General features: G+C 70.3%; 27 protein-coding genes. 4 read left to right on the top strand and 23 right to left on the bottom strand.

Annotated features, from left to right (window positions below):
* Positions 1 to 338: 338 nt before the first annotated feature.
* The 13 genes from tyrS to FXO23_RS42775 form a co-directional block, all read right to left on the bottom strand.
* Positions 339 to 1613: a tyrosine--tRNA ligase gene (tyrS, locus tag FXO23_RS42835; RefSeq protein WP_158893308.1), complete on the bottom strand. Its 1275-nt coding sequence runs from the start codon at positions 1611 to 1613 to the stop codon at positions 339 to 341.
* Between the two features lie 42 nt (positions 1614 to 1655).
* Positions 1656 to 2279 (bottom strand): DNA-3-methyladenine glycosylase, encoded by a 624-nt coding sequence (locus FXO23_RS42830; protein WP_158893306.1) that lies wholly within the window; start codon positions 2277 to 2279, stop codon positions 1656 to 1658.
* Positions 2276 to 2893, bottom strand: coding sequence for a VOC family protein (locus tag FXO23_RS42825; RefSeq protein ID WP_158893304.1), 618 nt, complete (start codon positions 2891 to 2893; stop codon positions 2276 to 2278). Before FXO23_RS42825 ends, FXO23_RS42830 begins: the two co-directional genes overlap by 4 nt.
* 33 nt (positions 2894 to 2926) lie before the next feature.
* Positions 2927 to 4348, bottom strand: coding sequence for an argininosuccinate lyase (gene argH, locus FXO23_RS42820; protein WP_158893302.1), 1422 nt, complete (start codon positions 4346 to 4348; stop codon positions 2927 to 2929).
* A gap of 1 nt (position 4349) precedes the next feature.
* Positions 4350 to 5552 carry an argininosuccinate synthase gene (locus FXO23_RS42815; protein ID WP_158893300.1) on the bottom strand — a complete coding sequence of 401 codons (1203 nt, stop codon included), beginning with the start codon at positions 5550 to 5552 and terminating at the stop codon, positions 4350 to 4352.
* Positions 5545 to 6063 carry an arginine repressor gene (locus FXO23_RS42810; protein ID WP_158893298.1) on the bottom strand — a complete coding sequence of 173 codons (519 nt, stop codon included), beginning with the start codon at positions 6061 to 6063 and terminating at the stop codon, positions 5545 to 5547. The genes FXO23_RS42815 and FXO23_RS42810 overlap by 8 nt, the downstream gene beginning before the upstream one ends.
* Positions 6060 to 6989 (bottom strand): ornithine carbamoyltransferase, encoded by a 930-nt coding sequence (gene argF / locus FXO23_RS42805; protein ID WP_158893296.1) that lies wholly within the window; start codon positions 6987 to 6989, stop codon positions 6060 to 6062. The genes FXO23_RS42810 and argF overlap by 4 nt, the downstream gene beginning before the upstream one ends.
* Positions 6989 to 8191 (bottom strand): acetylornithine transaminase, encoded by a 1203-nt coding sequence (locus tag FXO23_RS42800; RefSeq protein ID WP_158893294.1) that lies wholly within the window; start codon positions 8189 to 8191, stop codon positions 6989 to 6991. The genes argF and FXO23_RS42800 overlap by 1 nt, the downstream gene beginning before the upstream one ends.
* Positions 8188 to 9108: an acetylglutamate kinase gene (gene argB, locus FXO23_RS42795; protein WP_158893292.1), complete on the bottom strand. Its 921-nt coding sequence runs from the start codon at positions 9106 to 9108 to the stop codon at positions 8188 to 8190. Before argB ends, FXO23_RS42800 begins: the two co-directional genes overlap by 4 nt.
* On the bottom strand, positions 9105 to 10256 hold the full coding sequence (gene argJ / locus FXO23_RS42790) for a bifunctional glutamate N-acetyltransferase/amino-acid acetyltransferase ArgJ (protein WP_158893290.1): 1152 nt from the start codon (positions 10254 to 10256) through the stop codon (positions 9105 to 9107). The genes argB and argJ overlap by 4 nt, the downstream gene beginning before the upstream one ends.
* On the bottom strand, positions 10253 to 11281 hold the full coding sequence (argC, locus tag FXO23_RS42785; protein ID WP_158893288.1) for an N-acetyl-gamma-glutamyl-phosphate reductase: 1029 nt from the start codon (positions 11279 to 11281) through the stop codon (positions 10253 to 10255). Before argC ends, argJ begins: the two co-directional genes overlap by 4 nt.
* Positions 11282 to 11395: 114 nt before the next feature.
* Positions 11396 to 11794, bottom strand: coding sequence for a VOC family protein (locus FXO23_RS42780; protein WP_158893286.1), 399 nt, complete (start codon positions 11792 to 11794; stop codon positions 11396 to 11398).
* Between the two features lie 41 nt (positions 11795 to 11835).
* Positions 11836 to 12318 (bottom strand): helix-turn-helix domain containing protein, encoded by a 483-nt coding sequence (locus tag FXO23_RS42775; protein WP_158893284.1) that lies wholly within the window; start codon positions 12316 to 12318, stop codon positions 11836 to 11838.
* Positions 12319 to 12636: 318 nt separating this feature from the next.
* Here FXO23_RS42775 and FXO23_RS42770 point away from each other — a divergent pair, with 318 nt between their 5' ends.
* Positions 12637 to 13038, top strand: a complete 402-nt coding sequence (locus tag FXO23_RS42770) for a DUF4240 domain-containing protein (protein ID WP_158893282.1) — start codon at positions 12637 to 12639, stop codon at positions 13036 to 13038.
* Positions 13039 to 13171: 133 nt separating this feature from the next.
* Here the strand turns inward: FXO23_RS42770 and FXO23_RS42765 are convergent, their stop codons facing one another.
* Positions 13172 to 14764, bottom strand: a complete 1593-nt coding sequence (locus FXO23_RS42765) for an alpha/beta hydrolase (protein WP_158893280.1) — start codon at positions 14762 to 14764, stop codon at positions 13172 to 13174.
* Positions 14765 to 14972: 208 nt separating this feature from the next.
* Here FXO23_RS42765 and FXO23_RS42760 point away from each other — a divergent pair, with 208 nt between their 5' ends.
* A complete protein-coding gene (locus FXO23_RS42760) occupies positions 14973 to 15668 on the top strand; it encodes a DNA alkylation repair protein (protein ID WP_158893278.1) in 696 nt (231 codons plus the stop codon).
* 35 nt (positions 15669 to 15703) lie between these two features.
* On the opposite strand, the gene pheT is transcribed toward FXO23_RS42760, so the two are convergent.
* From pheT to infC, 6 genes are all read right to left on the bottom strand, one after another.
* Positions 15704 to 18229 (bottom strand): phenylalanine--tRNA ligase subunit beta, encoded by a 2526-nt coding sequence (pheT, locus tag FXO23_RS42755; protein ID WP_158893276.1) that lies wholly within the window; start codon positions 18227 to 18229, stop codon positions 15704 to 15706.
* Positions 18229 to 19296, bottom strand: a complete 1068-nt coding sequence (pheS, locus tag FXO23_RS42750; protein WP_158893274.1) for a phenylalanine--tRNA ligase subunit alpha — start codon at positions 19294 to 19296, stop codon at positions 18229 to 18231. Before pheS ends, pheT begins: the two co-directional genes overlap by 1 nt.
* A 125-nt stretch (positions 19297 to 19421) precedes the next feature.
* Complete coding sequence (locus FXO23_RS42745) at positions 19422 to 20240, bottom strand: TrmH family RNA methyltransferase (protein WP_246258375.1); 819 nt, start codon at positions 20238 to 20240, stop codon at positions 19422 to 19424.
* Positions 20241 to 20254: 14 nt separating this feature from the next.
* Positions 20255 to 20635 carry a 50S ribosomal protein L20 gene (rplT, locus tag FXO23_RS42740; RefSeq protein ID WP_158893272.1) on the bottom strand — a complete coding sequence of 127 codons (381 nt, stop codon included), beginning with the start codon at positions 20633 to 20635 and terminating at the stop codon, positions 20255 to 20257.
* Positions 20636 to 20708: 73 nt separating this feature from the next.
* Complete coding sequence (rpmI, locus tag FXO23_RS42735; protein WP_158893270.1) at positions 20709 to 20903, bottom strand: 50S ribosomal protein L35; 195 nt, start codon at positions 20901 to 20903, stop codon at positions 20709 to 20711.
* A 74-nt stretch (positions 20904 to 20977) separates the two neighbouring features.
* A complete protein-coding gene (gene infC, locus FXO23_RS42730; protein ID WP_158893268.1) occupies positions 20978 to 21586 on the bottom strand; it encodes a translation initiation factor IF-3 in 609 nt (202 codons plus the stop codon).
* Between the two features lie 230 nt (positions 21587 to 21816).
* Here infC and FXO23_RS42725 point away from each other — a divergent pair, with 230 nt between their 5' ends.
* Both FXO23_RS42725 and FXO23_RS42720 read left to right on the top strand, forming a co-directional pair.
* Complete coding sequence (locus FXO23_RS42725) at positions 21817 to 22191, top strand: DUF1844 domain-containing protein (RefSeq protein WP_158893266.1); 375 nt, start codon at positions 21817 to 21819, stop codon at positions 22189 to 22191.
* A gap of 14 nt (positions 22192 to 22205) precedes the next feature.
* A complete protein-coding gene (locus tag FXO23_RS42720) occupies positions 22206 to 22850 on the top strand; it encodes a GntR family transcriptional regulator (RefSeq protein WP_158893264.1) in 645 nt (214 codons plus the stop codon).
* Between the two features lie 9 nt (positions 22851 to 22859).
* Here FXO23_RS42720 and FXO23_RS42715 read toward each other — a convergent pair whose 3' ends face one another.
* From FXO23_RS42715 to FXO23_RS42705, 3 genes are read right to left on the bottom strand one after another with little or no spacing between them, the layout of a single operon-like run.
* Entirely contained in the window at positions 22860 to 23243 is a 384-nt protein-coding gene (locus FXO23_RS42715) for a RidA family protein (RefSeq protein ID WP_158893262.1), read from the bottom strand.
* Positions 23243 to 24010, bottom strand: coding sequence for an IclR family transcriptional regulator (locus FXO23_RS42710; RefSeq protein WP_158893260.1), 768 nt, complete (start codon positions 24008 to 24010; stop codon positions 23243 to 23245). The genes FXO23_RS42715 and FXO23_RS42710 overlap by 1 nt, the downstream gene beginning before the upstream one ends.
* On the bottom strand, positions 24007 to 24963 hold the full coding sequence (locus FXO23_RS42705; RefSeq protein WP_246258374.1) for a sugar kinase: 957 nt from the start codon (positions 24961 to 24963) through the stop codon (positions 24007 to 24009). Before FXO23_RS42705 ends, FXO23_RS42710 begins: the two co-directional genes overlap by 4 nt.
* Positions 24964 to 25047: the final 84 nt, after the last annotated feature.

Genomic DNA, 25047 nt, shown 5'->3' with positions numbered 1-25047 from the left:
ACATAAAAGCTCTACTGGCTTAGTTCACTAGCACACTGTTGAGTTCTCAAACAACACGCCAGAGTCCAGCCGACAAACGACTGTCACCGACTCATGTCTTCATCTGGTTCCGGAGCAGACCCTGCCCCCAGTGGAATCTTGCGATTCTTTGGAGGTGACTTCGCTCCGACTTCGGACCACCCAGCCTACCACATGATCGTGAGAGCTTGGTTCGTGCTCCGGCCGCCCGGTCTCCCTGGCGACGAAGAAAAGATTACACGTTGGGGGATGGGGCCGAAACAGGGGGGTCCCTTAACGACGAACCCGCAGGTCAACCCCTGTTTCGGCCCCGCGAAGCGCTAGCCCGCGAGCCGCACGCCGGCGATGTTCCGCTTCCCCCGGCGCACCACGAGCCACCGGCCGTGCAGGCCGTCTTCCCGCCGCGGCCGCCATTCCTCGTCGCCGATCTTCGCGTTGTTCACGTACGCACCGCCTTCCTTCACCGTCCGGCGGGCGGCGCCCTTGCTGTCCACCAGCCCGGCCGCCAGCAACAGATCGACGATCGTCGGCTCGGCGGACAACGCGACCTCGCCGGTGGGCACCTCGGCCATCGCCGCGTCCAGCGTCGCCGCGTCCAACTCGGCCAGGTCACCCCGGCCGAACAGCGCCTGACTGGCCGCGATGACCTGGCGGGTCTGCCGCTCACCGTGCACCAGGGTGGTGAACTCCTCGGCGAGCCTGCGCTGCGCGGAACGCAGCTGCGGACGTTCCGCGGTGTCCGCCGCGAGCGCGTCGATCTCCTCCCCGGACAGGAACGTGAACAGCCGCAGGTAGCGGATCACGTCGGAGTCGCCGACGTTCACGAAGTACTGGAACCACGCGTAGGGCGAGGTCATCTCCGGGTCGAGCCAGATGTTCCCACCGCCGGTGGACTTGCCGAACTTGCGACCCTCGGCGTCGGTGACCAGCGGCGCGGTCAACGCGTGCGCGCTCCCGCCCTCGACCCGGCGAATCAGATCCACCCCGCCGACCAGGTTCCCCCACTGGTCCGAGCCGCCGACCTGCAACCGGCAACCGTGCTCCCGGTAGAGGTGCAGGTAGTCCTGCGACTGCAGCAGCAGGTAGCTGAACTCGGTGTAGGACATCCCGTCGGTTTCCAGGCGCCGCTTCACCGTCTCGCGGTTCAGCATGGTGTTCACCGGGAAGTGCTTGCCGATGTCCCGCAGGAACTCCAGCACCGACTGCCCGCCGGTCCAGTCCAGGTTGTTGACCACCTTGGCGCCGGTCGGCGAATCGTCGAACTCGACGAACCGCTCCAGCTGACCGCGAATGCGTTTCGCCCAGTCGGCGACCACGTCCGCGGTGTTCAGCGTGCGCTCGCCGGTGTCGCGCGGGTCGCCGATCATCCCGGTCGCGCCCCCGGCCAGCACGATCGGCCGGTGCCCGGCCCGCTGGAACCGGGAGAGCATCAGCAGCGGGACCAGGTTGCCCGCGTGCAGGCTCGGCGCGGTCGGATCGAAACCGCAATAGAGGGTGAGCGGGCCGTTGTCCAGGTCGCGCCGGAGGGCGTCGAGGTCAGTGGATTGCGCGATCAGACCGCGCCAGGTCAGTTCGTCAAGGATGTGCTCGCTCACGTCCTCATCTTCGCCCAGGCCGGTTCGGGGCCGCCAACCGGTTTAGCGACGGGCCCGGACCTTGCCGCCCCGCCGGTAGGCGGAGACGGCCGGTGACCCGGCGACCCAGAACCGCCACGGGGTGTCCATCGCGGCCGCCACCCCGACGCGCGGCCCGGTGCTGACCTGGGCGGCGGGCACCCGCTCCCCGGCCAGCAACCGCACCGGCGAAGCCGGGTCGACCAGGTCCACCCCGTTGTGCACCCGGTCCAGGCCGAGCACCGAGGTGAGGATGGCCGGGCCCCGGGCAAGAGTCGCGTCGCCCCGGGCGGCCGGTCGCCGTTTCCGGACGACGTCCACTCCGGACACCACCTCACCGGCCCGCAGCAGCACCGCACCGGCCTCACCGTCGGTTCGGCCGACCACGTTCGCGCAGAAGTGCATGCCGTAGACGAAGTAGACGTAGAGGTGACCGGCCGGGCCCCACATCACCGCGTTGCGCGGGGTCCGGCCGCGATAGCAGTGCGACGCGGGATCGTCCTCTCCCCGGTACGCCTCGACCTCGACGAGCCGGACCGCGACCGTCCCTTCCGGACTCCGCGACTCGACGACCGAACCCAGCAGCAGGCGCGCGAGATCCACCGGTTCGATCGCGAGCTCGTCGCGGCTGAACACCCGATCGCTCACCGCAGCACCAGGCCGCCGTCCGCGGTGGCCAGTACCGCTTCCAGCGCGGGCTCCGGCCCGGCGGTCACCGCGAGCTCCTGCCCGATCGCCGCGAGTTCGGCCGCGACCCGGGCCGGATCGGGGTGCACGCCCCGCAGCGTCACCAGCCGACCGGCGTCGGGCGTGGTCTCCGCGGGATGCGGCGAGGAACCCCAGTCGATCAGGAACGGCACGACCCCGGCGCCTTCGGGCGAGAATGCCAGCCGCCACCGCAGCAGCACACCGTCCGGCCTGCGCCGGGACATCTCGAACGGTGCCCCGGGGTCGTACCCGGCGGCCCGGGCCCGCTCGATCACCTCGTCCAGCCCGGTGACCCGGGCGGCCCAGGCCACCAGCCGCGGGCCGGTGAGCTCGTCGATGCCGAACGGCCGCGGGATGTCGGGGGCGGGTTGCTCCGGATCCGGTCCGATGACCTCGAGGTAGCACCCCTCCCCCAGCCCGGCCAGGAAGTTCCTGGTGCCGAGGCCGGGATGCGGCCCGCCGGGGGCCAGGTCGACGCCCTGCGCGCGCAGTACGGCGACGGTGTCCGCCAAGGCGGGGGTGGCGTAGACGAGATGATCGATCGCGGTGCTCACTCGTTCAGTGTGCCCAAACACCACCGGCCGGGCTCAGCCGATCCAGTCGCGGTGTTCGGCGACCCGCTCGACGAGGCGGTCGCGCTGCTCGGCGACCCGGACGGGCGCGGTGCCGCCCCGGGCGTCCCGCGACGCGATCGAGCCCTCGACCGTGAGCACCTCCCGCACCTGGGGGGTGAGCGCCGGGTGGATCTTCGCCAGCTCCTCATCGGTCAGCTCGTCCAGCCCGGCCCCGCGCGACTCGGCGACGCGCACGCTCTCACCCGCCGCCTCATGCGCCACCCGGAACGGAACTCCTTGGCGCACCAGCCATTCCGCGATGTCGGTGGCGAGGGTGAACCCGGCCGGGGCGAGTTCGGCGAGCCGGTCGGTGTGGAAGGTCAGCGTGCCGAGCAGTCCGGCCAGCGCCGGGAACAACAGCTCCAGTTGCTCGACCGAATCGAAGACCGGCTCCTTGTCCTCCTGCAGATCCCGGTTGTAGGCGAGCGGCTGCGCCTTGAGCGTCGCGAGCAGGCCGGTGAGGTTGCCGATCAGCCGCCCGGACTTGCCCCGGGTCAGCTCCGCCACATCCGGGTTCTTCTTCTGCGGCATGATCGAGCTGCCGGTCGCCCACGCGTCGTCGAGCGTGACGTAACCGAACTCCGCGGTGTTCCAGATGATCACTTCTTCGGCGATCCGGGACAGGTTCACTCCGAGCATCGCGAGCGCGAAGGCGAACTCGGCGACGAAGTCGCGGGACGCCGTGCCGTCGATCGAGTTCTCCACGCTCGCGTCGAAACCGAGTTCGCGCGCGACGGCCTCCGGATCGAGGCCGAGCGACGATCCGGCCAGCGCGCCGGAGCCGTACGGCGATTCCGCGGTGCGCGCGTCCCAGTCCCGCAACCGGCCGACGTCGCGCAGCAGGGACTGCGCGTGCGCGAGCAGGTGGTGGGCGAGCAGCACCGGCTGCGCGTGCTGCAGGTGGGTCCGGCCCGGCAGCACCGCGTCCGGATGTGCCTTCGCCTGCGCCACCAGCGCGTCGACCACGTCCAGGGTCCCGGCCGCGACCCGGCGCGCCGCGTCCCGCAGCCACATCCGGAACAGCGTAGCGACCTGGTCGTTGCGGGAACGCCCGGCGCGCAGCTTGCCGCCGAGTTCGGCACCGGCGCGTTCGAGCAGGCCGCGTTCGAGCGCGGTGTGCACGTCCTCGTCCGCGATGGTCGGGGTGAACGCGCCGGAGGCCACGTCGTCGGCGAGGGTGTCCAGCGCGGCGAGCATGCGGGTCAGCTCGTCCTCGGTGAGCAGTCCGGCCGTGCGCAGCACGCGCGCATGCGCCCGGGACCCGGCGATGTCGTACGGCGCCAGGCGCCAGTCGAAATGGGTCGACGCGCTCAGCGCCGCCATCGCCTCGGCCGGGCCGCTGGCGAACCGGCCGCCCCACAACTGCACCGGTTGTCCGGTGTCCTTCTCGCTCACGCTATCCCTTCTTCTGCTGGCGCTTGGCGGCGATCTTGCTGGGCAGGCCCCAGAGCTGGACGAAGCCCTTGGCCAGGGACTGGTCGAAGGTGTCGCCCTCGTCGTAGGTGGCCAGGTTGAAGTCGTACAGGGACTCCTCGCTGCGGCGGCCGGTCACGGTCGCGCTGCCGCCGTGCAGCACGAGCCGGATGTCGCCGGTGACGTGCTCCTGCGTCTTCGCGACGAACCCGTCCAGGGCGTCCTTCAGCGGCGAGAACCAGAGGCCGTCGTACACCAGCTCGCCCCAGCGCTGCTCGACCTGCCGCTTGAACCGGGCGAGGTCGCGCTCGACGGTGACGTTCTCCAGCTCCTGGTGCGCGGTGATCAGCGCGATCGCGCCCGGCGCCTCGTAGACCTCGCGGCTCTTGATGCCGACCAGCCGATCCTCGACCATGTCCAGCCGCCCGATCCCGTGCGCGCCGGCCCGGCGGTTCAGCTGCTGGATCGCCTCGAGCATGGTCACCGTCTCACCGTCGATGGCGACCGGGACGCCCTTGTCGAAGGTGATCACCAGCTCGTCCGGCGCCTGCCAGTTGACGGTCGGGTCCTCGGTGTAGGAGTAGACGTCCTTGGTCGGCGCGTTCCACAGGTCCTCGAGGAACCCGGTCTCCACCGCGCGGCCCCACACGTTCTGGTCGATCGAGAACGGCGACTTCTTGGTCACGTCGATCGGCAGGTTGCGTTCCTCGGCGTAGGAGATCGCCTTCTCACGCGTCCACGCGAAGTCCCGGACCGGCGCGATCACGTTCAGATCGGGCGCCAGCGCGCCGATGCCGACCTCGAAGCGCACCTGGTCGTTGCCCTTGCCGGTGCAGCCGTGCGCCACGGTGGTCGCCCCGTGGTACTTCGCCGCCTCGGCCAGGTGCTTCACGATCACCGGGCGGGAGAGCGCGGACACCAGCGGGTAGCGGTCCATGTAGAGCGCGTTGGCCTGCAGCGCCGGCAGGCAGTACTCGTCGGCGAACTCGTCCCGCGCGTCGGCCACCACGGCTTCCACCGCGCCGCAGTCGATCGCGCGCTTGCGGATGGTCTCCAGGTCCTCGCCGCCCTGGCCCAGGTCAACCGCCACCGCGATCACTTCGGCTCCGGTCTCCTCGGCGATCCAGCCGATCGCCACCGAGGTGTCCAGCCCGCCCGAATACGCGAGCACCACCCGTTCAGTCATCGTCCTTCTCCTTACTCGTTTCAACGTCCAAAGTAGACGACCGCCGCGCCAGTGCGGCGAAACGCTCCGCCAGGTCCTTCCCGGAGAGCGGTTCCCTGGCGATCACCGCCACCGTGTCGTCGCCCGCGATCGAGCCGACCACTTCCTCCAGCGCCGCCCGGTCGATCGCGCTGGCCAGGAACTGCGCCGCACCGGGCGGGGTGCGCAGCACCATGAGGTTTCCCGACGCGTCCACCGAGACCATCAGCTCGGCCAGCAGCCTGGACAGCCGGGTGGTGCCGCCCTGCACGCCCCGCACCGGGCTGCCGTCCTCGGGGATGACGTACACCGGCGCACCGGCGTCGGCGCCCCGCAGCTTCACCGCACCGAGTTCGTCGAGGTCCCGCGACAGCGTCGCCTGGGTGACCTCGATCCCCTCCGCGGCGAGCAGTTTGGCCAGCTCGGTCTGACTGCGGATGGCCATGGTGGACACCAGTTCGGTGATCCTGGCCTGTCGGGCGGCCCTGCTCATCGTCGTCGCGCCTCATCCAGCAACCAGACGAGCAAGGCCTTCTGGGCGTGCAGCCGGTTCTCCGCCTCGTCCCACACCGCGCTGGCCGGACCGTCGAGCACCTCGTCGGTGATCTCCCAGCCGCGGTGCGCGGGCAGGCAGTGCAGCACGATCGCGCCGGGGGCGGCCCGGTCCAGCAGGGCCGCGTTGATCTGCAGCGCGCGGAACGGTCCCACCCGGTCCTTGCCGTCGGTCTCCTGGCCCATCGAGGTCCAGGTGTCGGTCACCAGCACCTCCGCGCCGTCCACCGCGGCATGCGGATCGGTGAACACGGTCGCGCTCCCGCCGGTTTCGCTCGCCCGGTGCTTGGCGTCGAGCATCACCTGCTGATCGGGCTGGAACCCCTCCGGGGAAACCACCCGAACGTGTAGTCCCGCGGTGGTCCCGCCCAGCAGCAGCGAATGCGCCATGTTGTTGGCGCCGTCGCCGAGGTAGACCAGGGTGAGCCCGGCCAGTTCGCCCTTTCGTTCCCGGATGGTCTGCAGATCGGTGAGCACCTGGCAGGGGTGGAACTCATCGGTCAGCGCGTTGATCACCGGCACCCTCGACACCGAGGCCATCGCGTCCATGCGCTTCTGCGCGAAGGTGCGCCACACCACCGCGTCGACGTACCGGGACAGCACCCGGGAGGTGTCCTCGATGGTCTCCTCGCGGCCGAGCTGCATCGAGCGCCCGTCCACGATGACCGGATGCCCGCCGAGCTGGTGGATGCCCACGTCGAAGGACAGCCGGGTCCGGGTCGAGTTCTTCTCGAAGATCGCCGCGATCGACATGCCCTCGAGCGGTTTGCGGCCGAGTGGATCGGCCTTCAGTTCGGCGGCGAGATCGAGGACGGCGGCCTGCTCCTCGGGAGTCAGATCGTCGTCGCGCAGGAAATGCCGTGGCATCAGTCGTCCTTGCCTGTGGTGGTGTCGAGCGCGTTCGGGAGGGCGGCCAGGAAACCGTCGGCTTCCTGGTGGCTCAGGATCAGCGGCGGGGCCAGCCGGATGGTGTCCGGCGCGACCGGGTTGACCAGGTAACCGGCGTCCTGGGCGGCCTTCGCGACGGCGGGCGCGACCGGTTCGCGCAACCCGATGCCGAGCAGGAGACCGGCCCCGCGCACCCCGCTGACGAGCGGATGCCCCAGTTCCTCGATCCCGGCGGCGATGTCCTTGCCCAGCGCGGAAACGTGGTCCACGAGATTGTCGCGCGCGATCGTGCGCAATACCGCGAGCCCCGCCGCGCAGCACACCGGATTGCCCCCGAACGTGGTGCCGTGCTGACCGGGCCGCAGCAGCTCGCCCGCGGCGCCGACGCCGATCACCGCACCGAGCGGCAGCCCGCCGCCGAGCCCCTTCGCCAGGGTGATCACGTCCGGGGTGATCCCGGCGTGCTGGAACGCGAACCAGTGCCCGGTCCGCCCGATGCCGGTCTGCACCTCGTCGAGGACCAGCAGCGCTCCGGCGTCCTTGGTGATCTCCCGCGCGGCCTGCAGGTAACCGTCCGGCGCGGGAACCACCCCGCCCTCACCCAGCACCGGTTCCAGCACCACGGCCGCGGTTTCCCCGTCGACCGCCGCGCGCAGCGCCTCGCTGTCGCCGAACGGCACGTGCACCACGCCGGGCACCAGCGGTTCGAAGGCCTCCTTTTTGGACGGTTGACCGGTGAGCGAGAGCGAGCCCATGGTGCGGCCGTGGAAGGCGCCTTCGCAGGCGACGATCTTGGTCCGCCCGGTCAACCGGCTGATCTTCAGCGCGGCCTCGTTCGCCTCGGCCCCGGAGTTGACGAAGAGAACTTTCGCCTGACCGGACAACCCGGCCACGTCGAGCAGTGTCTCGGCGAGTTCGACCGCGACCGGGTTGACGTAGAGGTTCGAGATGTGGCCGATCTTGGCGATCTGCTCGGTGACCGCGCGCACCACCTCGGGGTGGGCGTGGCCGAGCGCGTTGACCGCGATCCCGCCGACGAGGTCTAGGTATTCGGTGCCGTCGGCGTCCCAGACCCGCGCGCCCTCGCCGCGCACCAGGGTGAGTTGAGGGGTGCCGTAGTTGTCCATCAACGCGGACTGCCAGTGCCCCTGGCCGTCTACATTGGACTTGATCTCGTTCACGGGAGCTCCTGTTCGGGCAGCACCATGGTGCCGACGCCTTGAGAGGTGAAGACTTCGAGCAGTACCGAATGCGCGAGGCGGCCGTCGATGACGTGCGCCCGGCGGACCCCGCCGCGGATCGCGCGCACGCAGGCCTCCATCTTCGGGATCATGCCGCTGGCCAGTCCGGGCAGCAGCTGCTCCAGCCGATCGACGCGGATCCGGTCGACCAGGGACGACCGGTCCGGCCAGTCGGCGTACAGCCCCTCGACGTCGGTGAGCATCACGAGTTTCTCCGCGCCCAGCGCGGCGGCCAGCGCCCCGGCCGCGGTGTCCGCGTTGACGTTGTGCACCACCCCGTCGACGTCCGGGGCGACCGTGGACACCACCGGGATCCGCCCGGCGTTGACGATGTCGAGCACCGCCGCCGGGTTGACCTCGGCGACCTCGCCGACCAGCCCGAGGTCGACGGCCTCCCCGTCGATCGTGGCCGTGCGCCGCTTCGCGGTGAACAGCCGGGCGTCTTCGCCGGAAATGCCCACGGCATAAGGACCGTGCGCGTTGATCAGGCCGACCAGCTCGCGGCTGACCTGGCCGACGAGCACCATCCGGACGACGTCCATCGTCTCCGGGGTGGTGACCCGCAGGCCGCCGCGGAACTCGCCCTCGATGCCCAGCCGGTTCAGCATGGCGGTGATCTGCGGGCCGCCGCCGTGCACCACGACCGGGTGCAGTCCGGCGAGCCGCAGGAACACCATGTCCTGCGCGAACGCCTGCTTCAACTCGTCGTCGATCATGGCGTTGCCGCCGTACTTGACCACGACCGTCGCGCCGTTGAACCGCTGCAGCCAGGGCAGCGCCTCGATCAGGACACCGGCCTTCTCCGCCGCGGTGGCCAGGCGCGCGTCGGCGGGGACCAGGGATTCCGGCGGGGTCATGTGGAGTACGCCGAGTTCTCGTGCACGTAGGCGTGCGTGAGGTCGTTGGTCCAGATCGTCGCGGTTTCCGTGCCCGCCTTCAGGTCGACCACGATGTCCACCGCGCGGGGTGTCAGATCGACCTTCTCGCGCGGCTCGCCCGGTTCGCCGCCGCGGCAGACCCAGACGCCGTTGAACGCGACGTCCAGCGCCGCCGGATCGAAGGTGGCTTGCGTGGTGCCGACGGACGCGAGGATCCGGCCCCAGTTGGGGTCCTTGCCGAAGACCGCGCATTTGAACAGGTTGCTCCGCGCGATGGACCGGCCGACCTCGACCGCGTCCTGTTCGGAGGCCGCGTTCACCACTTCGATCGCGATGTCGTGCTCGGCGCCCTCGGCGTCCCCGAGCAGCTGCTGGGCGAGGTCGTGGCAGACGGCCCGCAGCGCCTCGCCGAACTCCGCCGGATCCGGCCGGACACCGGACGCGCCGCTGCTCATCAGCAGGACGGTGTCGTTGGTGGACATGCAGCCGTCCGAGTCGAGGCGATCGAAGGTCACCCGGGTGGCGCCGCGCAACGCCTGGTCCGCGGTTTCCGGGTCGAGCACGGCGTCCGTGGTGATCACCACCAGCATGGTGGCCAGTGCCGGCGCGAGCATCCCGGCGCCCTTGGCCATCCCGCCGATGGTCCACCCGTCGCCGCTGTGCACGAACTCCTTGCGCCGGGTGTCCGTGGTCATGATCGCTTCCGCCGCGGCGGGCCCGCCGTCCGGCGAGAGTCCGGCCACGGCCTGTTCGATCCCCGCGGAAAGTTTGTCGGCCTGCAGTTGCTCGCCGATCAGGCCGGTGGAGCACACCGCCACGTCGATCGCGCCGATCCCGAGCCGGTTCGCGACGAGTTCCGCGGCGGCGTGCGTGTTCTGGAAACCCTGGGGGCCGGTGTAGCAGTTGGCGCCGCCGGAGTTGAGCACCACAGCCTTGGCCCGGCCGCCGTGGGTGACCTGCTCGCTCCAGAGCACCGGATTCGCCTTGCACCGGTTCGCGGTGAACACCGCGGCCGCGATGTCGAGCGGCCCTTCGTTGACGACCAGGGCCACGTCGGGCTTACCGCTGGGCTTGAGGCCCGCGGTGACCCCGGCGGCCCGGAACCCCTTCGGTGCGGTGACGGTCATGGCGCGACTCCTACGGTGGAAAGTCCGGTGGTCTCGGGGAACCCGAGCGCGATGTTCATGGACTGGACGGCACCGCCCGCGGTGCCCTTGGTGAGGTTGTCGATGGCGGCTACCACGACCAGTCGTCGCGCGTCGGCGTCGACCGTCACCTGGAGCTGCACGTTGTTCGAGCCGAGGGTCGCGGCCGTGGCCGGCCAGCTCCCCTCGGGCAGCAGTTGCACGAACGGTTCCGCGGCGTAGGCCTTCTCGTACACCGCACGCGCGCCCCCGGTGTCCACTTCGGACACCAACGGCGCGCTCGCGGTGGTCAGGATCCCGCGGGGCATCGGGGCGAGCACCGGGGTGAAGGACACCGTGACCCGCTCCCCCGCCACCGCGCCGAGGTTCTGGGCGAACTCCGGGGTGTGCCGGTGCGCGCCGCCGACCCCGTACGCGGTGGCCGAGCCCATCACCTCGGAACCGAGCAGGTTCGGCTTCAGGCTCCTGCCCGCTCCGGAGGTCCCGGTCACCGCGACGACCGTCACATCCGGCCGGACCAGTCCCGCCGCGAGCGCCGGCGCGAGCGCGAGCGACCCGCCGGTCGGGAAGCATCCCGGCACGGCGATTCGCTTGGCGCCGCGCAGGTTTTCGCGCGCCCCGGGCAGTTCCGGGAGCCCGTAGGGCCAGGTGCCCGCGTGCTCGCTGCCGTACCAGCGCTGCCAGTCGGCCGCCTCGGCGAGCCGGTGGTCGGCGCCGAGATCGACGACCAGCACCTCGGGACCGAGTCGCGCCGCGATCTCCCCGGACTGGCCGTGCGGCAGGGCGAGGAACACCACGTCGTGCCCGGCCAACGTCTCGGCGGTGGTCTCGGCCAGCACGCGGTCGGCCAGGGGCACCAGATGTGGCTGGTGCTTGCCCAGCGCCGTACCCGCGTTGCTCGCCGCGGTCAGCGCGCCGATTTCGACCTCCGGATGCGCCAACAGCAGGCGCAGCAGCTCACCGCCCGCGTACCCGCTCGCTCCCGCTACCGCGATCCTCACCGTCATACGCATGATTATGCATGCCGACGTAAATCCAATCAAACCGGATTACGCCGCGGTCAGGTCGCCGTGAGCGGTCCCACACCGCGCCCGGTGCCGGTCGGAGAACGCGCGGACGCGTCAGGCCCGGTCGTGGTGGCACACCGCCTCGAGCATGATCCCGAACGGATCGAGCCAGAACGCCGCGAAGTAGGGCGGCGGGTACTCGGGAAAGTGCCGGGGTTCGTGCAGCACCTCGGAACCGAGGCGGACGGCCTGGGCATGCGCCGCGAGTACGGCCGAGCGTGTCCTGACCATGAAGGCGACGTGCTGAAGGCCAGTCCGGTGGCGGGAATACTCGCCCGATTCCCGCGCCGGGTAGACGAACAGGAACGTGCCGGGCTTGCCGTCGGCCGGACGGTAGGCGAACTGGTCCTCGGCGTTGAGGAACTCGTCGAAGCCGAGGAAGGGCATCAGCCCGTCGTAATAGGCCTTCGCCGCCGCCAGATCAGGAACGTTGATGCCGAGGTGACCGATCACGATCGGATTGTCCCGCAACCCGCACCCGCGATCGCGCGCTCCTAGTCCATGGCGCCCTCCCCTCCGCGAACCCGTTTGCTCGGCGGCACCGGCAGGTACTCGCCGGGATTCACCGGATCGCAGCCGACCCGCGGCAGCCGGGCGCGAATACCGCCCGGTGTGCGTTCGAAGTGCTTCGCGATGTCTTCGACGCTTTCGCCGGCGAGCCAACGACGTTCCAGTTCCGCGTCCAGCAACGAGGTCCACGGGCGACCTCGTTTCGCGGGACTGTCCCGGTTTCTTCGCCGTCCTGGCGGATCGAGCCCCACCGCGGAGTGCAGCGCCTCCGCCAGGAGCGTGCCCAGTGCCGGCGCGGAGCCGGGTGCCACCTCGATCCGGCCGTCGGCGACCGGTTCGCCCCGCGGACCGGCTGCGCCGATCCGGACCAGAACGGTGGCCGGATCGGCCTTGCTCGCGGTGACCTCGACGGAATAGGTGTTGTCGTCCTGCCGGATCTCGGTCCGACATTGCTGGATTTCGATCATGCCGCGAAGCTAGCGCCCACCCCCGACAGTTTCTGCTCACCGCTCGCCGTCGCGCGGACACGTTCCGAAATTGTCGGACCCCCGGCTTAGCGTGATCGCATCATCACAACGAGCCGTGGGGAGTCACGATGAAGGAGTCCGAAATCTGGCGCGTGATCAGGCGCGGAGCAGGAACGGCGTCGCCACGCCTCCGCGCGCGACGCGATGCGCAGGCTCTGCCGGGTGACCGACAGCGAAGAGATCTCGCGCCACCTCGAAGACCTGTTGGCGGATCTGTCCGTTGCCGAGTTGATGCGGTTCCAGGAACGGCTGTGACAGGTGCATCGCCGGGCCTATCGCTGGGATCTCTGGACCGCGTTCGGCATCGCCATCGGCGGCGCCGATGGTGGAGAGTTCCGCGACGCGATCTGCTGGCTGATCCTGCGCGGGAGGAGGGCGTTCACCCGGACGCTGGTCAATCCCGATGCGCTGTCCGGAATGGACCTTGTCCCGCGGGAGATCGAGAAAGCGGGGCTGTTGGCCACGGCCGCCCACAGCCAGTTCGAAGTGTGCCCGCGGGAAGAAGGCGAGCCCGAAGCGGCGCTGAAACTGAGTTTGCTGGAGAGTCTCGGGGAGATCGAATACTCGGCCCGCCGTCCGGCGAGCCCGTACCGCAGGATCTCCCATCGCTGCGGCGGCGGTATTCCCGGCTCACCGCGCGACACGTGCCCGCCGAACTGACCGCGCTCGCCGAACCGGTGACCCGTCTCGACTCGGTCAGGACATGAACGCGACGATTCGCGCGCTGCCGCGGACAGCGCGAAGGGGCGCCCCGGCACGAGACAGGCCGGAACGCCCCTCCGGGAGCCGAACCTCAGTGGTGCGCGGCGCGGGCGACCAACGCCGAGCGGAGTTCGGCGGGCTGGCCCGCCGCCTGCGCGTCCGCCTTGGCGTCGGCGCCTTCGGGCACCGGATCCGGCAGCGGTGCGCATTCGGCATCCGCGCGGTTGCCGGGTTTGCGCGGCGGCAGTTTGCCGTCGGTCAGGTAGTCCGCGATCTTGTCGTCCACGCACGCGTTCCCGGCAAGGGAGTCGGCGTGCGTGGCGCCGCCGGGCTCACCGATCAGCCTCGCGTTCGGGAAACGGCGGCGGACCTCCAGGCTGCCCTCGAACGGGGTCGCGGCGTCGAGTTCCTCACCGACCAGCAGCGCGCCCGCCACCCGGCTACCGTCCACATCCACCGGTTCGCCGGCCTTCGCCGGCCAGAACAGGCACGGCGCGTTGTACCAGGCGTTGCCCCAGGTCTCGAACGGGGCGCGGAAGTGGGTGAGCCAGTTGTCGAACCGCCACTGGTTCCAGCTCCGCGGCCATTGGGTGTCGGTGCACTGCACGGCATTGTAAACCGCGAACCCGTTGTCCTCGCCCGGCGCGTGGGTGCCGTCGTAGAGCGCCTTCAGGGTCGTCCAGTCGGCGCCGTGCACCCAGCCGGCGAACGCCTTGGCGATGTCCACCCAGCCGAACCGGTAGTACCCGGCCTGCAGGAAGATGTCGGTCCACTCGTCCGGCCCGATCACACCGCCCGCGGGGTTCTTGGCCAGTTCGGCCTGCTTGGCGTACCAGAGCTTCTCCACCGCCGCTCCGGTCCGGCCGAGGTGGAAGAGGTTGTCGTACTTGGCGACCCAGTCGAAGTAGATCTTGATGTTGCGGTCGAACGCGACATCCTGGGCGAGGTTCGCCTGGTACCAGACCTTGCGCGGGTCGACGTTGCTGTCCAGCACCATCCGGCGGACCCGCTGCGGGAACAGCGTGCCGTACACCTGCCCGAGGTAGGTGCCGTAGGAGAAGCCGAAGTAGTTGATCTGCTCCTCGCCCAGCGCCTTGCGCAGGCTCTCCATGTCCTGCACGACGTCGGTGGTCTTGATGTGGTCCAGCAGCGGACCGTTCGTCGCACACGCCTGCGCGTAACCCCGCGACCGGTCCAGCCAGGTCTTCTCCAGTTCCGGCGTCCGCGGCACGTACGCGGGACGGTTGTAGCTGAAATAGTCGCCGTCACAGGTCAGCGCGGGTTTGCTGGCGCCGACACCGCGCGGATCGAAGCCGATCCAGTCGTACGCGTCGCCCGCGTGGTTGGGCACGGCCCGCCCGAGCATGGACATGGCCAGGCCCGAACCACCGGGACCACCCGGATTGACCAGCATGACGCCCTGCGAGGTGGCCGTGGTGTGCCGGACCCGGGAAACCGCGAGCGACACCTTCGCCCCGCCGGGTGCGTGGTAGTCCAGCGGCACCTCGAGGAAACCGCATTCGGCCTTCGCCTTCTTCAGGTTTTCCGACTCGCACGGACCCCAGTGGATCGGTGCGGGCATGAATTCCGGTCCTGGCGCGGGCGCCGCGACGGCGGTCGGCACCAGTGTCACGCCGCTGGCGAGAATGCCGGCAGTCGCGACCGCGGCTGCGATTCTGTTCACGTCGATCCTTTTCCTCGGCCTTTGTCCGGAGTCCCGGAGAAGCTACCAACGGTTGCGAACAACCTCCCCCAACGACGCGAGTTTTTCCCTCCACCGATAGACGGGACTTGCCCGGCACCGCGGGAAGACACCGCACGATTGGGGCACAACGGCCGGGCGTGCCACACCGCGCGTTACGCTCGTTCACCAGATCAGGGCAGGAGTGGCGATGGAATCCGTGGCAGCTTTCGTACAAGCCGCCCGAACCGGGTTGGCGGGGCTCGCCGATCCGGTCAAAGCACCCGAAATGCAGCGGTACATGAAATCCGAAATGCCGTTCCGCGGTGTGCCGAAACCGCTCCGGAGCCGCCTCGCCCGGACGCTGTTCGCCGAACATCCGCTGTCCGATCGGGACTCGTTCGTCGCGGCGGTGTTGCGGCTCTGGCGCGAGGCGGAGTACCGGGAGGAGCGGTACCTCGCCATCGATCTGACCGGCGATCGGCGCTATGCGCGGTGGCAGGACCCGGATCTGCTACCGGTCTACGAGGAACTGATCGTCACCGGCGCCTGGTGGGACTTCGTCGACGAAGTCGCCATTCGCCGTGTCGGTCCGCTGCTGCGGGCCAAACCCGAAGCACTCACCCCGGTGTTGCGACGCTGGTCGACCGATCCGGATCGCTGGCGGCGGCGCACCGCGGTGATCTGCCAGGTGGGCGCGAAACAAGGTACCGATCTGGACCTGCTGACCGAAGTGATCGAGTCCAATCTGGACGATCGAGACTTCTTCCTGCGCAAAGGAATTGGCTGGGCACTGCGCGAGTACGCGAAGACCGGCCCGGGCTGGGTCCGGTCGTTCGTGCGGGCCCACCCCGGTCTTTCCCCGCTGTCGGTCCGGGAGGCGTTGAAGCACGTCGGCGCCGCCTGACCCGGCCGATGGGCCGGGCCAGGCTCAGCACGTGCTCAGGCGCGCAGGGTGGCGCCGAAACGTTCCGCCGCGGCGGCGACGGCCGCATCGCGTGCCTGGGTGGCCTCTTCGACCTTCAGCGTCCGGTCCGGCGCGCGGAAGCGCAGTTTGTACGCGAGCGAACGCTTGCCTTCGCCGACCTGGTCTCCGCTGTACACGTCGAACAGCGAGATGTCCTCCAGGAGGTCACCGGCCCCGCTGGTCAGGGCGGTGGCGAGGTCCGCGGACGGCACCTTCGCATCCACCACGAGCGCCACGTCGAGCAGCACCGGCGGGTATGCCGACACCGAGGGCGCGGGCCGCCCCTCGGGCAGCGGGATCGCGTCGAGGTCGAGTTCCATCGCGACCGTGCGCTTGGGCAGGCCGAGCGCCTCGATCACCTTGGGGTGCAGCTCACCCGCGTGGCCGACCGGCCAGTCGCCGACCCGCAACTGGGCACAGCGGCCCGGGTGCCAGGGCAGCAGATCGGCGGCTTGCACGCGCAGTTCGACCCCGGCCGCCGCGGCGACCGTACGGGCGGCCTGCACCGCGTCGGCCCAGGTCGCCTGCTCGCCGCCGCCCCACCAGCCGGCGCGCTCGCGCTGTCCGGCCAGCACGACCGCGACGTGCACCGGCTGCTCCGGCACCGAGGCTTCGAGCTGGGCGAGTTCCTCGTCGGTGGGCCGACGGTCGACGCCGAGGGCCGGCATCGGGACCGGGTTCGGGCTGGGCAGGACGACCTGTCCGATGTGGAACAGGGCGACGTCCTTGAAACCACGGGAGGTGTTGCGCTGCAACGTTTCGAGCAGGCCGGGTAGCAGCGAGGTCGCCAGCTGGTCCTTGTCGGACTCCAGCGGGTTCAGCACCCGCACGGTGTTGCGGCGCACGTCGTCCTCGGCCAGGCCGAAAGCGTCCCAAGTGGACTTCGACATGAACGGGAAGGGGAGCACTTCGACATAGCCGGCTTCGGCGAGCGCACGGGAAACGGTGCGACGGCGGCGTTGGGCGTCGGTCAACCCGCGCCCGGCGGGTGCGGGCGGCACCTCGGACGGGATGCTGTCGTAGCCCTCCAGCCGCAGCACCTCCTCGACCAGATCCGCGGGCTGGCCGAGGTCGCCCCGCCAGCTGGGCGGGTAGGCGGTGACCAGGGCCGTGCCGTCGTCACTGGTGCCCACCGAGACCTTGCAGCCGATCTGCGTCAGCCTGCGCACGGTCACACCGCGCTGGTACCGCACGCCGGCGACCTGGTCTGGCAGGTTCATCGGCATGGTCACCGGCGGCAACGGTTCGACCGACCCCTCGTCGGTGCGGCCGGGCTGGATGCTGCCGTCGCCGTACTGGCGCAGCAGGCGCGCGGCCAGTTCGACCGCGGCAGGGCACAGCTGCGGGTCGGTGAACCGCTCGAAGCGTTTCGCCGCCTCGGAGAAGAGCTTGTGCCGCCGGGCGGTTCGGCTGATCGACGGTGGGTCCCAGTGCGCGGCCTCGAGCAGCACATCGGTGCTCTCCGGGGTGATCTCGGTGCTCGCGCCACCCATGGTGCCGGCGAGGGACACCGCGCCGGTGTCGTCGGCGATGACCACGTCGTCCGGGTCGAGATCGCGGACCACACCGTCCAAAGTGGTCAGTTTCTCGCCGGGCTTCGCGCGGCGCACGACCAGTTCGCCCTGCACGGAATTGGTGTCCCAGGCGTGCAGCGGGTGGCCGAGCTCGAGCATCACGTAGTTCGTGACGTCCACGGCCAGCGAGATGGACCGGATGCCGGCCAGCAGGAGCCGGCGGTGCATCCACCACGGCGTGGGCGCGCCGGCGTCCAGGCCGGTGACCCGGCGCACCACGAACCGGGGGCAGCCTTCGGCGTCCTCGATCCGGACCGGCCAGGCGTCACCCTCGGCCTCGGGCAGTTCCAGGGCGGCCGGATCGCCGAACGGCACGTCCAGCGCGTTCGACAGCTCACGGGCGAGGCCGCGGATCGAGAGCGCGTACCCGCGATCCGGGGACGGCACGAGCTCCAGCACCGTGTCGTCCAGGTCGAGCACGGACCGGGCGTCGTCGCCGGGGCTCGCGGTACCCGGGGGCAGCACCAGGATGCCCGCGTGGTCGTCGCCGAGGCCGAGCTCACGCGCCGAGCAGATCATGCCGTCGCTGACGCGGTTGTAGGTCTTGCGCGAAGCGATCTCGAACCCGCCGGGCAGCACCGCGCCCGGCAGCGCGACGACCACCAGGTCGCCCTCGGCGAAGTTGGTCGCGCCGCAGATGATGCCGCGGGTCTTCAGGCCGGACGGGCCCTCTTCGGCGTCGTCCGCCTCGTCCGCGGCCTGGTCCTCGCCGACCTCGACCCGGCAGTACCGGATCGGCTTCTTGAACTCGGTCAGTTCCTCTATCTCGGCCACTCGTCCGACCACGAGCGGGCCGGTCACGTGGTCGAGCGGCCGCACGTCGTCGACCTCGATGCCGATCTTGATGAAGGCGTCGACCAGCTCCTGCGATCCGACCGGCTCGCCGATGCCGAGGTGCTCGGTCAGCCAGCTCACGGGGACTCGCACTATGCCTCCGTTCCGAAGGGAAGGGTGAACCGGATGTCGCCCTCCACCATGTCGCGCATATCGGGAATGCCGTTGCGGAACTGCAGCGTGCGCTCGAGGCCCATGCCGAACGCGAACCCGGAGTACACCTCGGGGTCGACGCCGCAGGCGCGCAGGACGTTGGGGTTGACCATGCCGCAGCCGCCCCATTCGACCCAGCCGGCGCCACCCTTCTTCTCCTCGAACCACACGTCGACCTCGGCGGACGGCTCGGTGAACGGGAAGAAGTGCGGGCGCAGGCGGGTCTTGGCGTTCTGGCCGAACATCGCCTGGGCGAACAGGTCCAGGGTGCCCTTCAGATGGGCCATGGTGATGCCCTTGTCCACCGCGAGGCCCTCGACCTGGGAGAACACCGGCGTGTGCGTCGCGTCCAGCTCGTCGGTGCGGTAGGTGCGGCCCGGGCAGACCACGTAGACCGGCAGGTCGCGGTGCAGCAGCGCCCTGGCCTGCACCGGCGACGTGTGCGTGCGCAGCACCAGGCCGGAGCCCTCGTCGCCCACGTAGAAGGTGTCCTGCAACTGGCGCGACGGGTGGTCCTTGCCGAAGTTCAGCGCGTCGAAGTTGAACCACTCGGCTTCGAGCTCGGGGCCTTCGGCCACCTCCCAGCCCATGCCGACGAACACGTCGGCGACCCGTTCGGCGATCGTGGTGATCGGGTGCCGGGCACCGCGCGGGATCCGGTCCCACGGGAGCGTCACGTCCACGGCCTCGTCGCGGAGCACCCGCTCGTCGCGTTCGGCCTGCAGGACCGCGCGACGGGAGTCGAACGCACGCTGAACGGCCTGACGGGCCTCGTTCACCCGCTTGCCGGCCTCGGCCTTCTCGCTCTTGGGCAGCGCCCCGATCTCACGGCGGGCCAGCATCAGCGGCGCGTGGTCACCGAGGTGGGCCGGTTTGACCGTGGCCAAGGCCTCCAGATCCGCGGCGGCCTCGAAATCGGCTTCGGCTTTTTTGATCGCGGCCTGCAGGGTTTCCGGCGCAAGGGTGTCGGCCGGCTTCGAGTCCTGGTTGTCGTTGGCTCCGGACATAACTCCTCGGCGTCCGCTGTGACGGGGTTCGCGGCTCCACGCTGACGCGAGCGCACGTGAGCAATTGAGACGAGATTCTATGCGATCGGGGTTGGCCGCCGACCGGTAACCCTAGGCCGGGGCCCTCATCGACGGGCCGCCATCGCGGTGCCGTAGAGGCAGACCGCCGCGGCGGTGGCCAGGTTGAGGCTCTCCGCGTTGCCGTAGAGGGGAATCCGGACCGCGGCGTCGGCGTCGGCCAGCACCTCCGCGGGCAGGCCGTGGGCCTCGTTCCCGAACACCCAGGCCGTCGGCGGCGCCAGGTCGACGGCGTCCAGCGCGGTGTCGGCGTAACCGTGCGCGGCGAGCACCCGCAGTCCGGCGTCCCGGCAGAGCCGCACCGCGGCCGCGGGGTCCGGAATCCGGGCGATCGGCAGGTGGAACAGGCTCCCCGCGGATGCACGAACGCATTTGCCGTTGTGCGGATCGACACTGTCCCCGGCGAGTACCACCGCGCTCGCACCGGCCGCGTCGGCGACCCGGATCACCGTTCCGGCATTGCCGGGATCCGATACACCGGCGAGCACGGCCACCAGTCCGGCCCCGGCGAGCGGCAGGGTGTCCAGCGGTTGGTCGAGCAGCGCGCAGACGGCGGCAATTCCTTGCGGAGTCACCGTTTCGGACAATCCGGCGGCGGCCCGCTCGGTGATGAGCGAGATTCGCACATTCAGTTCCGCCGCGTGTGCGACGAGTTCCGCGTGGCCGTTCCGCGCCTTTTCGGTGACGAACAACTCATCGACGAATTCCGGCGATCGCCGGGCACGAGCGAGCGCGGCGCCGACCGCGTTCGCCCCTTCGGCCAGGAAACGGCCCGCCTTCTCCCGTTCGGCCCGCCGGATCAGGCGCCGGGCAGCGACAACCCGGGGGGTCCGTTCGGTGAACGGAGCCGCCCCGGGTTGCGGGATCTCGCTTCGCCGGATCAGGCCGACTTCTTCGCGTCGGCGGCCGGGATGTTCTGCTTGGCGACCTCGGCCAGCGCGGTGAAGGCGGCCGCGTCGTTGACCGCGAGGTCGGCGAGGATCTTCCGGTCGACCTCGACGCCGGCGGCCTTCAGGCCCTGGATGAACCGGTTGTAGGTCACGCCGTTCTGCCGGGCGGCCGCGTTGATCCGGGTGATCCACAGCTGGCGGAAGTCACCCTTGCGGGCACGGCGGTCCCGGTAGGCGTAGTTGAGCGAGTGGAGCGTCTGCTCCTTGGCCTTGCGGTACAGCCGCGAACGCTGACCGCGGTAGCCGCTGGCCAGTTCGAGAGTTGCGCGACGCTTCTTCTGGGCGTTCACCGCCCGCTTGACGCGTGCCACGGGTCCATCCTGTCGATCTCAGGGGGCGCACCCGCGCCCCGGGTTTACGGAAAGTCTTGCTGTTGGCAGGCGGTCATCGGCCGAGAAGCCGCTTGACCCTGCTGACGTCGTTCTTGGCGACCTCGGTGGTGCCTTCCAGCCGGCGGGTGACCCGGCTCGACTTCTTCTCCAACAGGTGGCGTCGGCCGGCCTTCTGGCGGCGCAGCTTGCCGCTGCCGGTGACCCGGATCCGCTTGGCGGTCCCGCTGTGCGTCTTGTTCTTCGGCATCGATAACTCTCTCTTCGTGCGGCAGCACACCGGAATCCGGTGTGCTGCTGACTGCGTCGGGCGGTTGGCCGAGGTCAGGAACCGGCCGGTTCCTTCGTCGCCTTGGGCTTCGCCTTCGCGTTCTTGTGCGGCGCCAGCACCATGATCATGTTGCGGCCGTCCTGCTTCGGGGACGACTCGACGTAGCCGAGCTCGGCGACCTCGTCGGCGAGCTTCTGCAGCAGCCGGAAACCGAGTTCCGGCCTCGACTGCTCGCGGCCACGGAACATGATCGTGACCTTGACCTTGTTCCCGGCCGAGAGGAAGCGGGACACGTGCCCCTTCTTCGTCTCGTAGTCGTGCTGGTCGATCTTGGGGCGCAGCTTCTGCTCTTTGATGACGGTCAGCTGCTGGTTGCGACGCGATTCGCGGGCCTTCTGCGCGCTCTCGTACTTGTACTTGCCGAAGTCCATGAGCTTGCAGACCGGCGGGCGCGCCTGCGGGGCGACCTCGACGAGGTCGAGATCCGACTCCTGAGCGAGCCGGAGCGCATCCTCGATCCGGACGATTCCGACCTGTTCACCGTTCGGCCCGACGAGCCGGACCTCCGGCACTCGAATGCGGTCGTTGATGCGTGTCTCGGAGCTGATGTGGCCTCCTTGGTCCGAGGTAAGTTCTTCTACCGTTCTCGACCTGGTGCCCACATACCTCGGGCCCCGTCACCAAGTGCTGGCGCGCGGGGCCCTGCTTTCCGATCGGCATCCGATCGCGACGATCGGATGCTCCGCGAACCGCGGCCTCGGCCGAACCGAGTGCCACGTTTCGCGAGACCGGACCCGGCTACCTGGCTGAGGCGGTAACTCGGGTGGGAGCGGGGCTCCACTTGCGGCCCCCGATCGCTCAGGGGCTGGTCGCTCGTGGAAGGGTACCAGACGTGTCTGATAACGCGTCGCAGCAGCCCGAAAATTCCCGGCCGACCGATTCGTCCACGGTACGCGAGCTGGAGGACATCCCCAGCGTCGAGGTGATCAGCCGGGCCGCGGTGATGCTGATGTCCGCCGCGGCCGAGCGGCTCGGCCTGGCCGACGCCGAGCCGGAGAACAGCCCGCGGCGGGACCTGGACGAGGCCCGGCGGCTCATCACCGCCCTGGCCGGCCTGGTCACCTCCTCGGTCGAGTACCTCGGCATGCACGCCGCGCCGCTGCGCGACGGCCTGCAGTCGCTGCAGAAGGCCTTCCGGGAAGCCTCGGCGGTGCCGGACGCTCCCGGCCAGGGCCCGGGCGAGAAATACACCGGGCCGGTTCACTGACTAACATTTCAGCTGTGAGTGCCCTCAAGCCCATCCGGCGGACCCTGCTCCGGGACGAGGCTTACGAGCTGATCCGGCGCGCGATCGTCGAGGGCGACCTGGGGCCCGGCGATCCGCTCCGGGACGCCGAACTGGCCGAGGAGCTGGGGCTGTCCCGCGCGCCGGTCCGGCAGGCGCTCACCCGGCTGGTCGCCGAGGGCCTGGCGGAATCGAAGCCGCAGAGCTACACCCGGGTGGCACCGATCGTCAGCGACGACGTCCGCGACGCCCTGCACCTGGTCCGGGCGTTGCACGATCTCGCGGTGCGCACCGCGGTGCCGCGGATGACCAAGGACCACGTGAAGGCGATGCGCGCGGCGAACGCGCGGTTCGCCGCCGCGGTGGAGGCGGGCGAGGTCTCGGCGGCCATCGACGCGGACGACGAACTGCACGGCATCCCGGTCCAGGTGTGCGGCAACCGGGCGGTCGCCGACACCCTGGACCGGTACACCGCGCTGCTGCGGCGGCTGGAGCACGCGCGGTTCGCCAGCCTGCCCGCACGCCGGTCCATCCGCCGCCACGACCAGCTCATCGACGCCATCGCGGCGGCCGACGCCGAACGGGCCGCCCGGGTCAGCGCCGAGATCTGGACCGAACTGGAAGCGCTCCTCGAGGCCTGACCAGTCGCCCTAGTCGCCGAGGACGGCGAGGGCGTCGATCTCGACGAGCAGCGGCGACGGCAGGCCCACGTACACCGTGGTGCGCGCGGCGAAGGGCTCGCCGACCAGGGCGTTGTAGGTCTCGTTGAACTCGGCGAAGTGCTCGGTGTCGGTCAGGTACACCCGGACCATCACGACGTCGTCGAAGCTGGACCCGGCCGCCGCGAGGACCGCCTCGAGGTTCTTGAACGTCTGCCGGGTCTGGTCGGCCACGGTCTCGCCGACCACCGTCCCGGTCGCCGGGTCGAACGCGACCTGCCCGGCCACCTGCAGGATGTTGCCCTTGCGAGCGGCCTGCGCGAAGTTCGCCACCGGTTTCGGCGCGTTCTCCGTGCTGATCGCGACCTTGGCCATCAATTTCCCCTTTCTCGTCCTGTTTTTCCTGTCCATCCACTGTGGACGGAAGCTTCCTCGGCGGCGGCCACGAGTTCGGGCACCAGCGCCAGCAGGCCGTCGAAGTCCAGCAGGATCTTCGGGACCGACAGCGACACCGCGGCCAGCACCTCTCCCCCGGCCCCGCGGATCGGCGCGGCGACGCAGTGGATGAAGTCCTCGTGCTCGGCGTTGTCCACGGCGTACCCGCGCTCGGCGACCCGGTTCAGCTCGGTGAGGTAGTCCGCCGCGTTGGTGATCGTGTTGCCGGTCAGCCGGACGTAGTCGAGGCCCTCGGCGACCTCGGCCCGACGGTTCGGGCTGAGCGCGGACACCAGCACCTTCCCGACCGCGGTGCAGTGCAGCGGCGCGCGCTTGCCGACGCGCGAGTACATCCGCACCGAATGCCGGCCCTCGTACTTGTCGATGTACACCACCTCGCCGTCCTCGTAACTGGCGAGGTGCACGGTGTGCCCGGTGCGCTCGTTCAGCGCCGAAAGCGCCGCCTCGGAGCTGCGCCGGACGTCCCGGTCCTCCAGCGCCTGGTTGGCCAGGTCGAACAGCGCGCTGCCCAGCCGGTAGTACCGGGTGCTCTCGCGCCGGACGAAGTGGTGTGCCTCGAGCGTGCGCAGCAGCCGCAGCACGGTCGACTTGTGCACGCCGACCTCCTCGGCGAGCTGGTCGAGGGTCTTCGCGCCCTTGGCCAGCCCGGTCAACAGGGTCAACGCCCTGTCCAGGCTTTGACTCATGCTCGGACCACTCCCTCGTCGGTCAACCGGGTCGCCGCCCACGCGCGCTCGTCGGCGCCGAGGAGTTCGGTGACGATCGAGGCGGGCAGCGGCTGCCCCACATCATCGTGGGTGCGCAGGGTCGACGCCGCCTGCAGGTGCCCGCTGCGCAGGCGGGTCTCCGGTCCGGCGCCGCGCAGCGTGGCGGCCAGGAACCCGGCGGCGAAGGCGTCCCCCGCCCCGACCGGCTCGACCACCTCCACCCGGAGCGCGGGGGCGAACACCGGTGGCCCGTCGGTCCCGTCCGGACCGCGTTCGATGAGCGTGGCCCCGTGTTCCCCGTGCTTGACCACCAGCGTCGCGGGTTCCGGCAGGCGAGCGCGCAGCGTCGCCGGATCCCCGGTCCCCCACACCACCTGGGCCTCGTCGTCCCCGACCAGCACGACATCGGCGAGTGCGGCGAGCTCGGGGAGCACGCCCGGATCGCGGCCCGCCCAGAGCGCCGGTCGCCAGTTGACGTCGAACGACACCCGGCGGCCCGCGCGCGGACCGGTGAGCACCGCGCGCACGAGTTCCAGGCAGCTGTCCGAGAGGGCGGCCGTGATACCGCTGAGATGGATCACGTCGACGGTGCTGAAGTCCAGACGCCCCAGCAACTCCGGCCCCATCGCCGATGCCGCGGAACCGGCGCGGTAATACCGCACGGGGCTCCCCTGCGCGCCACTTTCCTTGATGTACAAGCCGGTCGGCCGCCGCCGGTCCACATAGGTCGCGCTCACGTCGACCCCGGCCGCGGCGATCTCGGCGAGCAGCGCCCGGCCGAACGGATCGTGACCGACCGCGCTGACCCATGCGCTGGGCACCCCGAGCCCGGCGAGGTGACAGGCCACATTGGACTCGGCCCCGCCGACCGTCCGCTTCCAGGTGCGCACCTCGTGCGCCGGTCCCGGTTCGGCCGGCACGAACAGCGCCATCGATTCACCGATGCAGAGCACCTGGACCGCACCGTCCGCCACCGCCGACCTCCGTCCCCGACCGTTGACCTGCCGCGGACCGGA

Origin of the sequence: Amycolatopsis anabasis (assembly GCF_009765355.1) — a bacterium.
Taxonomy (GTDB): domain Bacteria; phylum Actinomycetota; class Actinomycetes; order Mycobacteriales; family Pseudonocardiaceae; genus Amycolatopsis; species Amycolatopsis anabasis.
The sequence above is the reverse complement of the archived record's forward strand: the minus strand, read 5'-3'. Positions and strand labels throughout refer to the sequence as shown.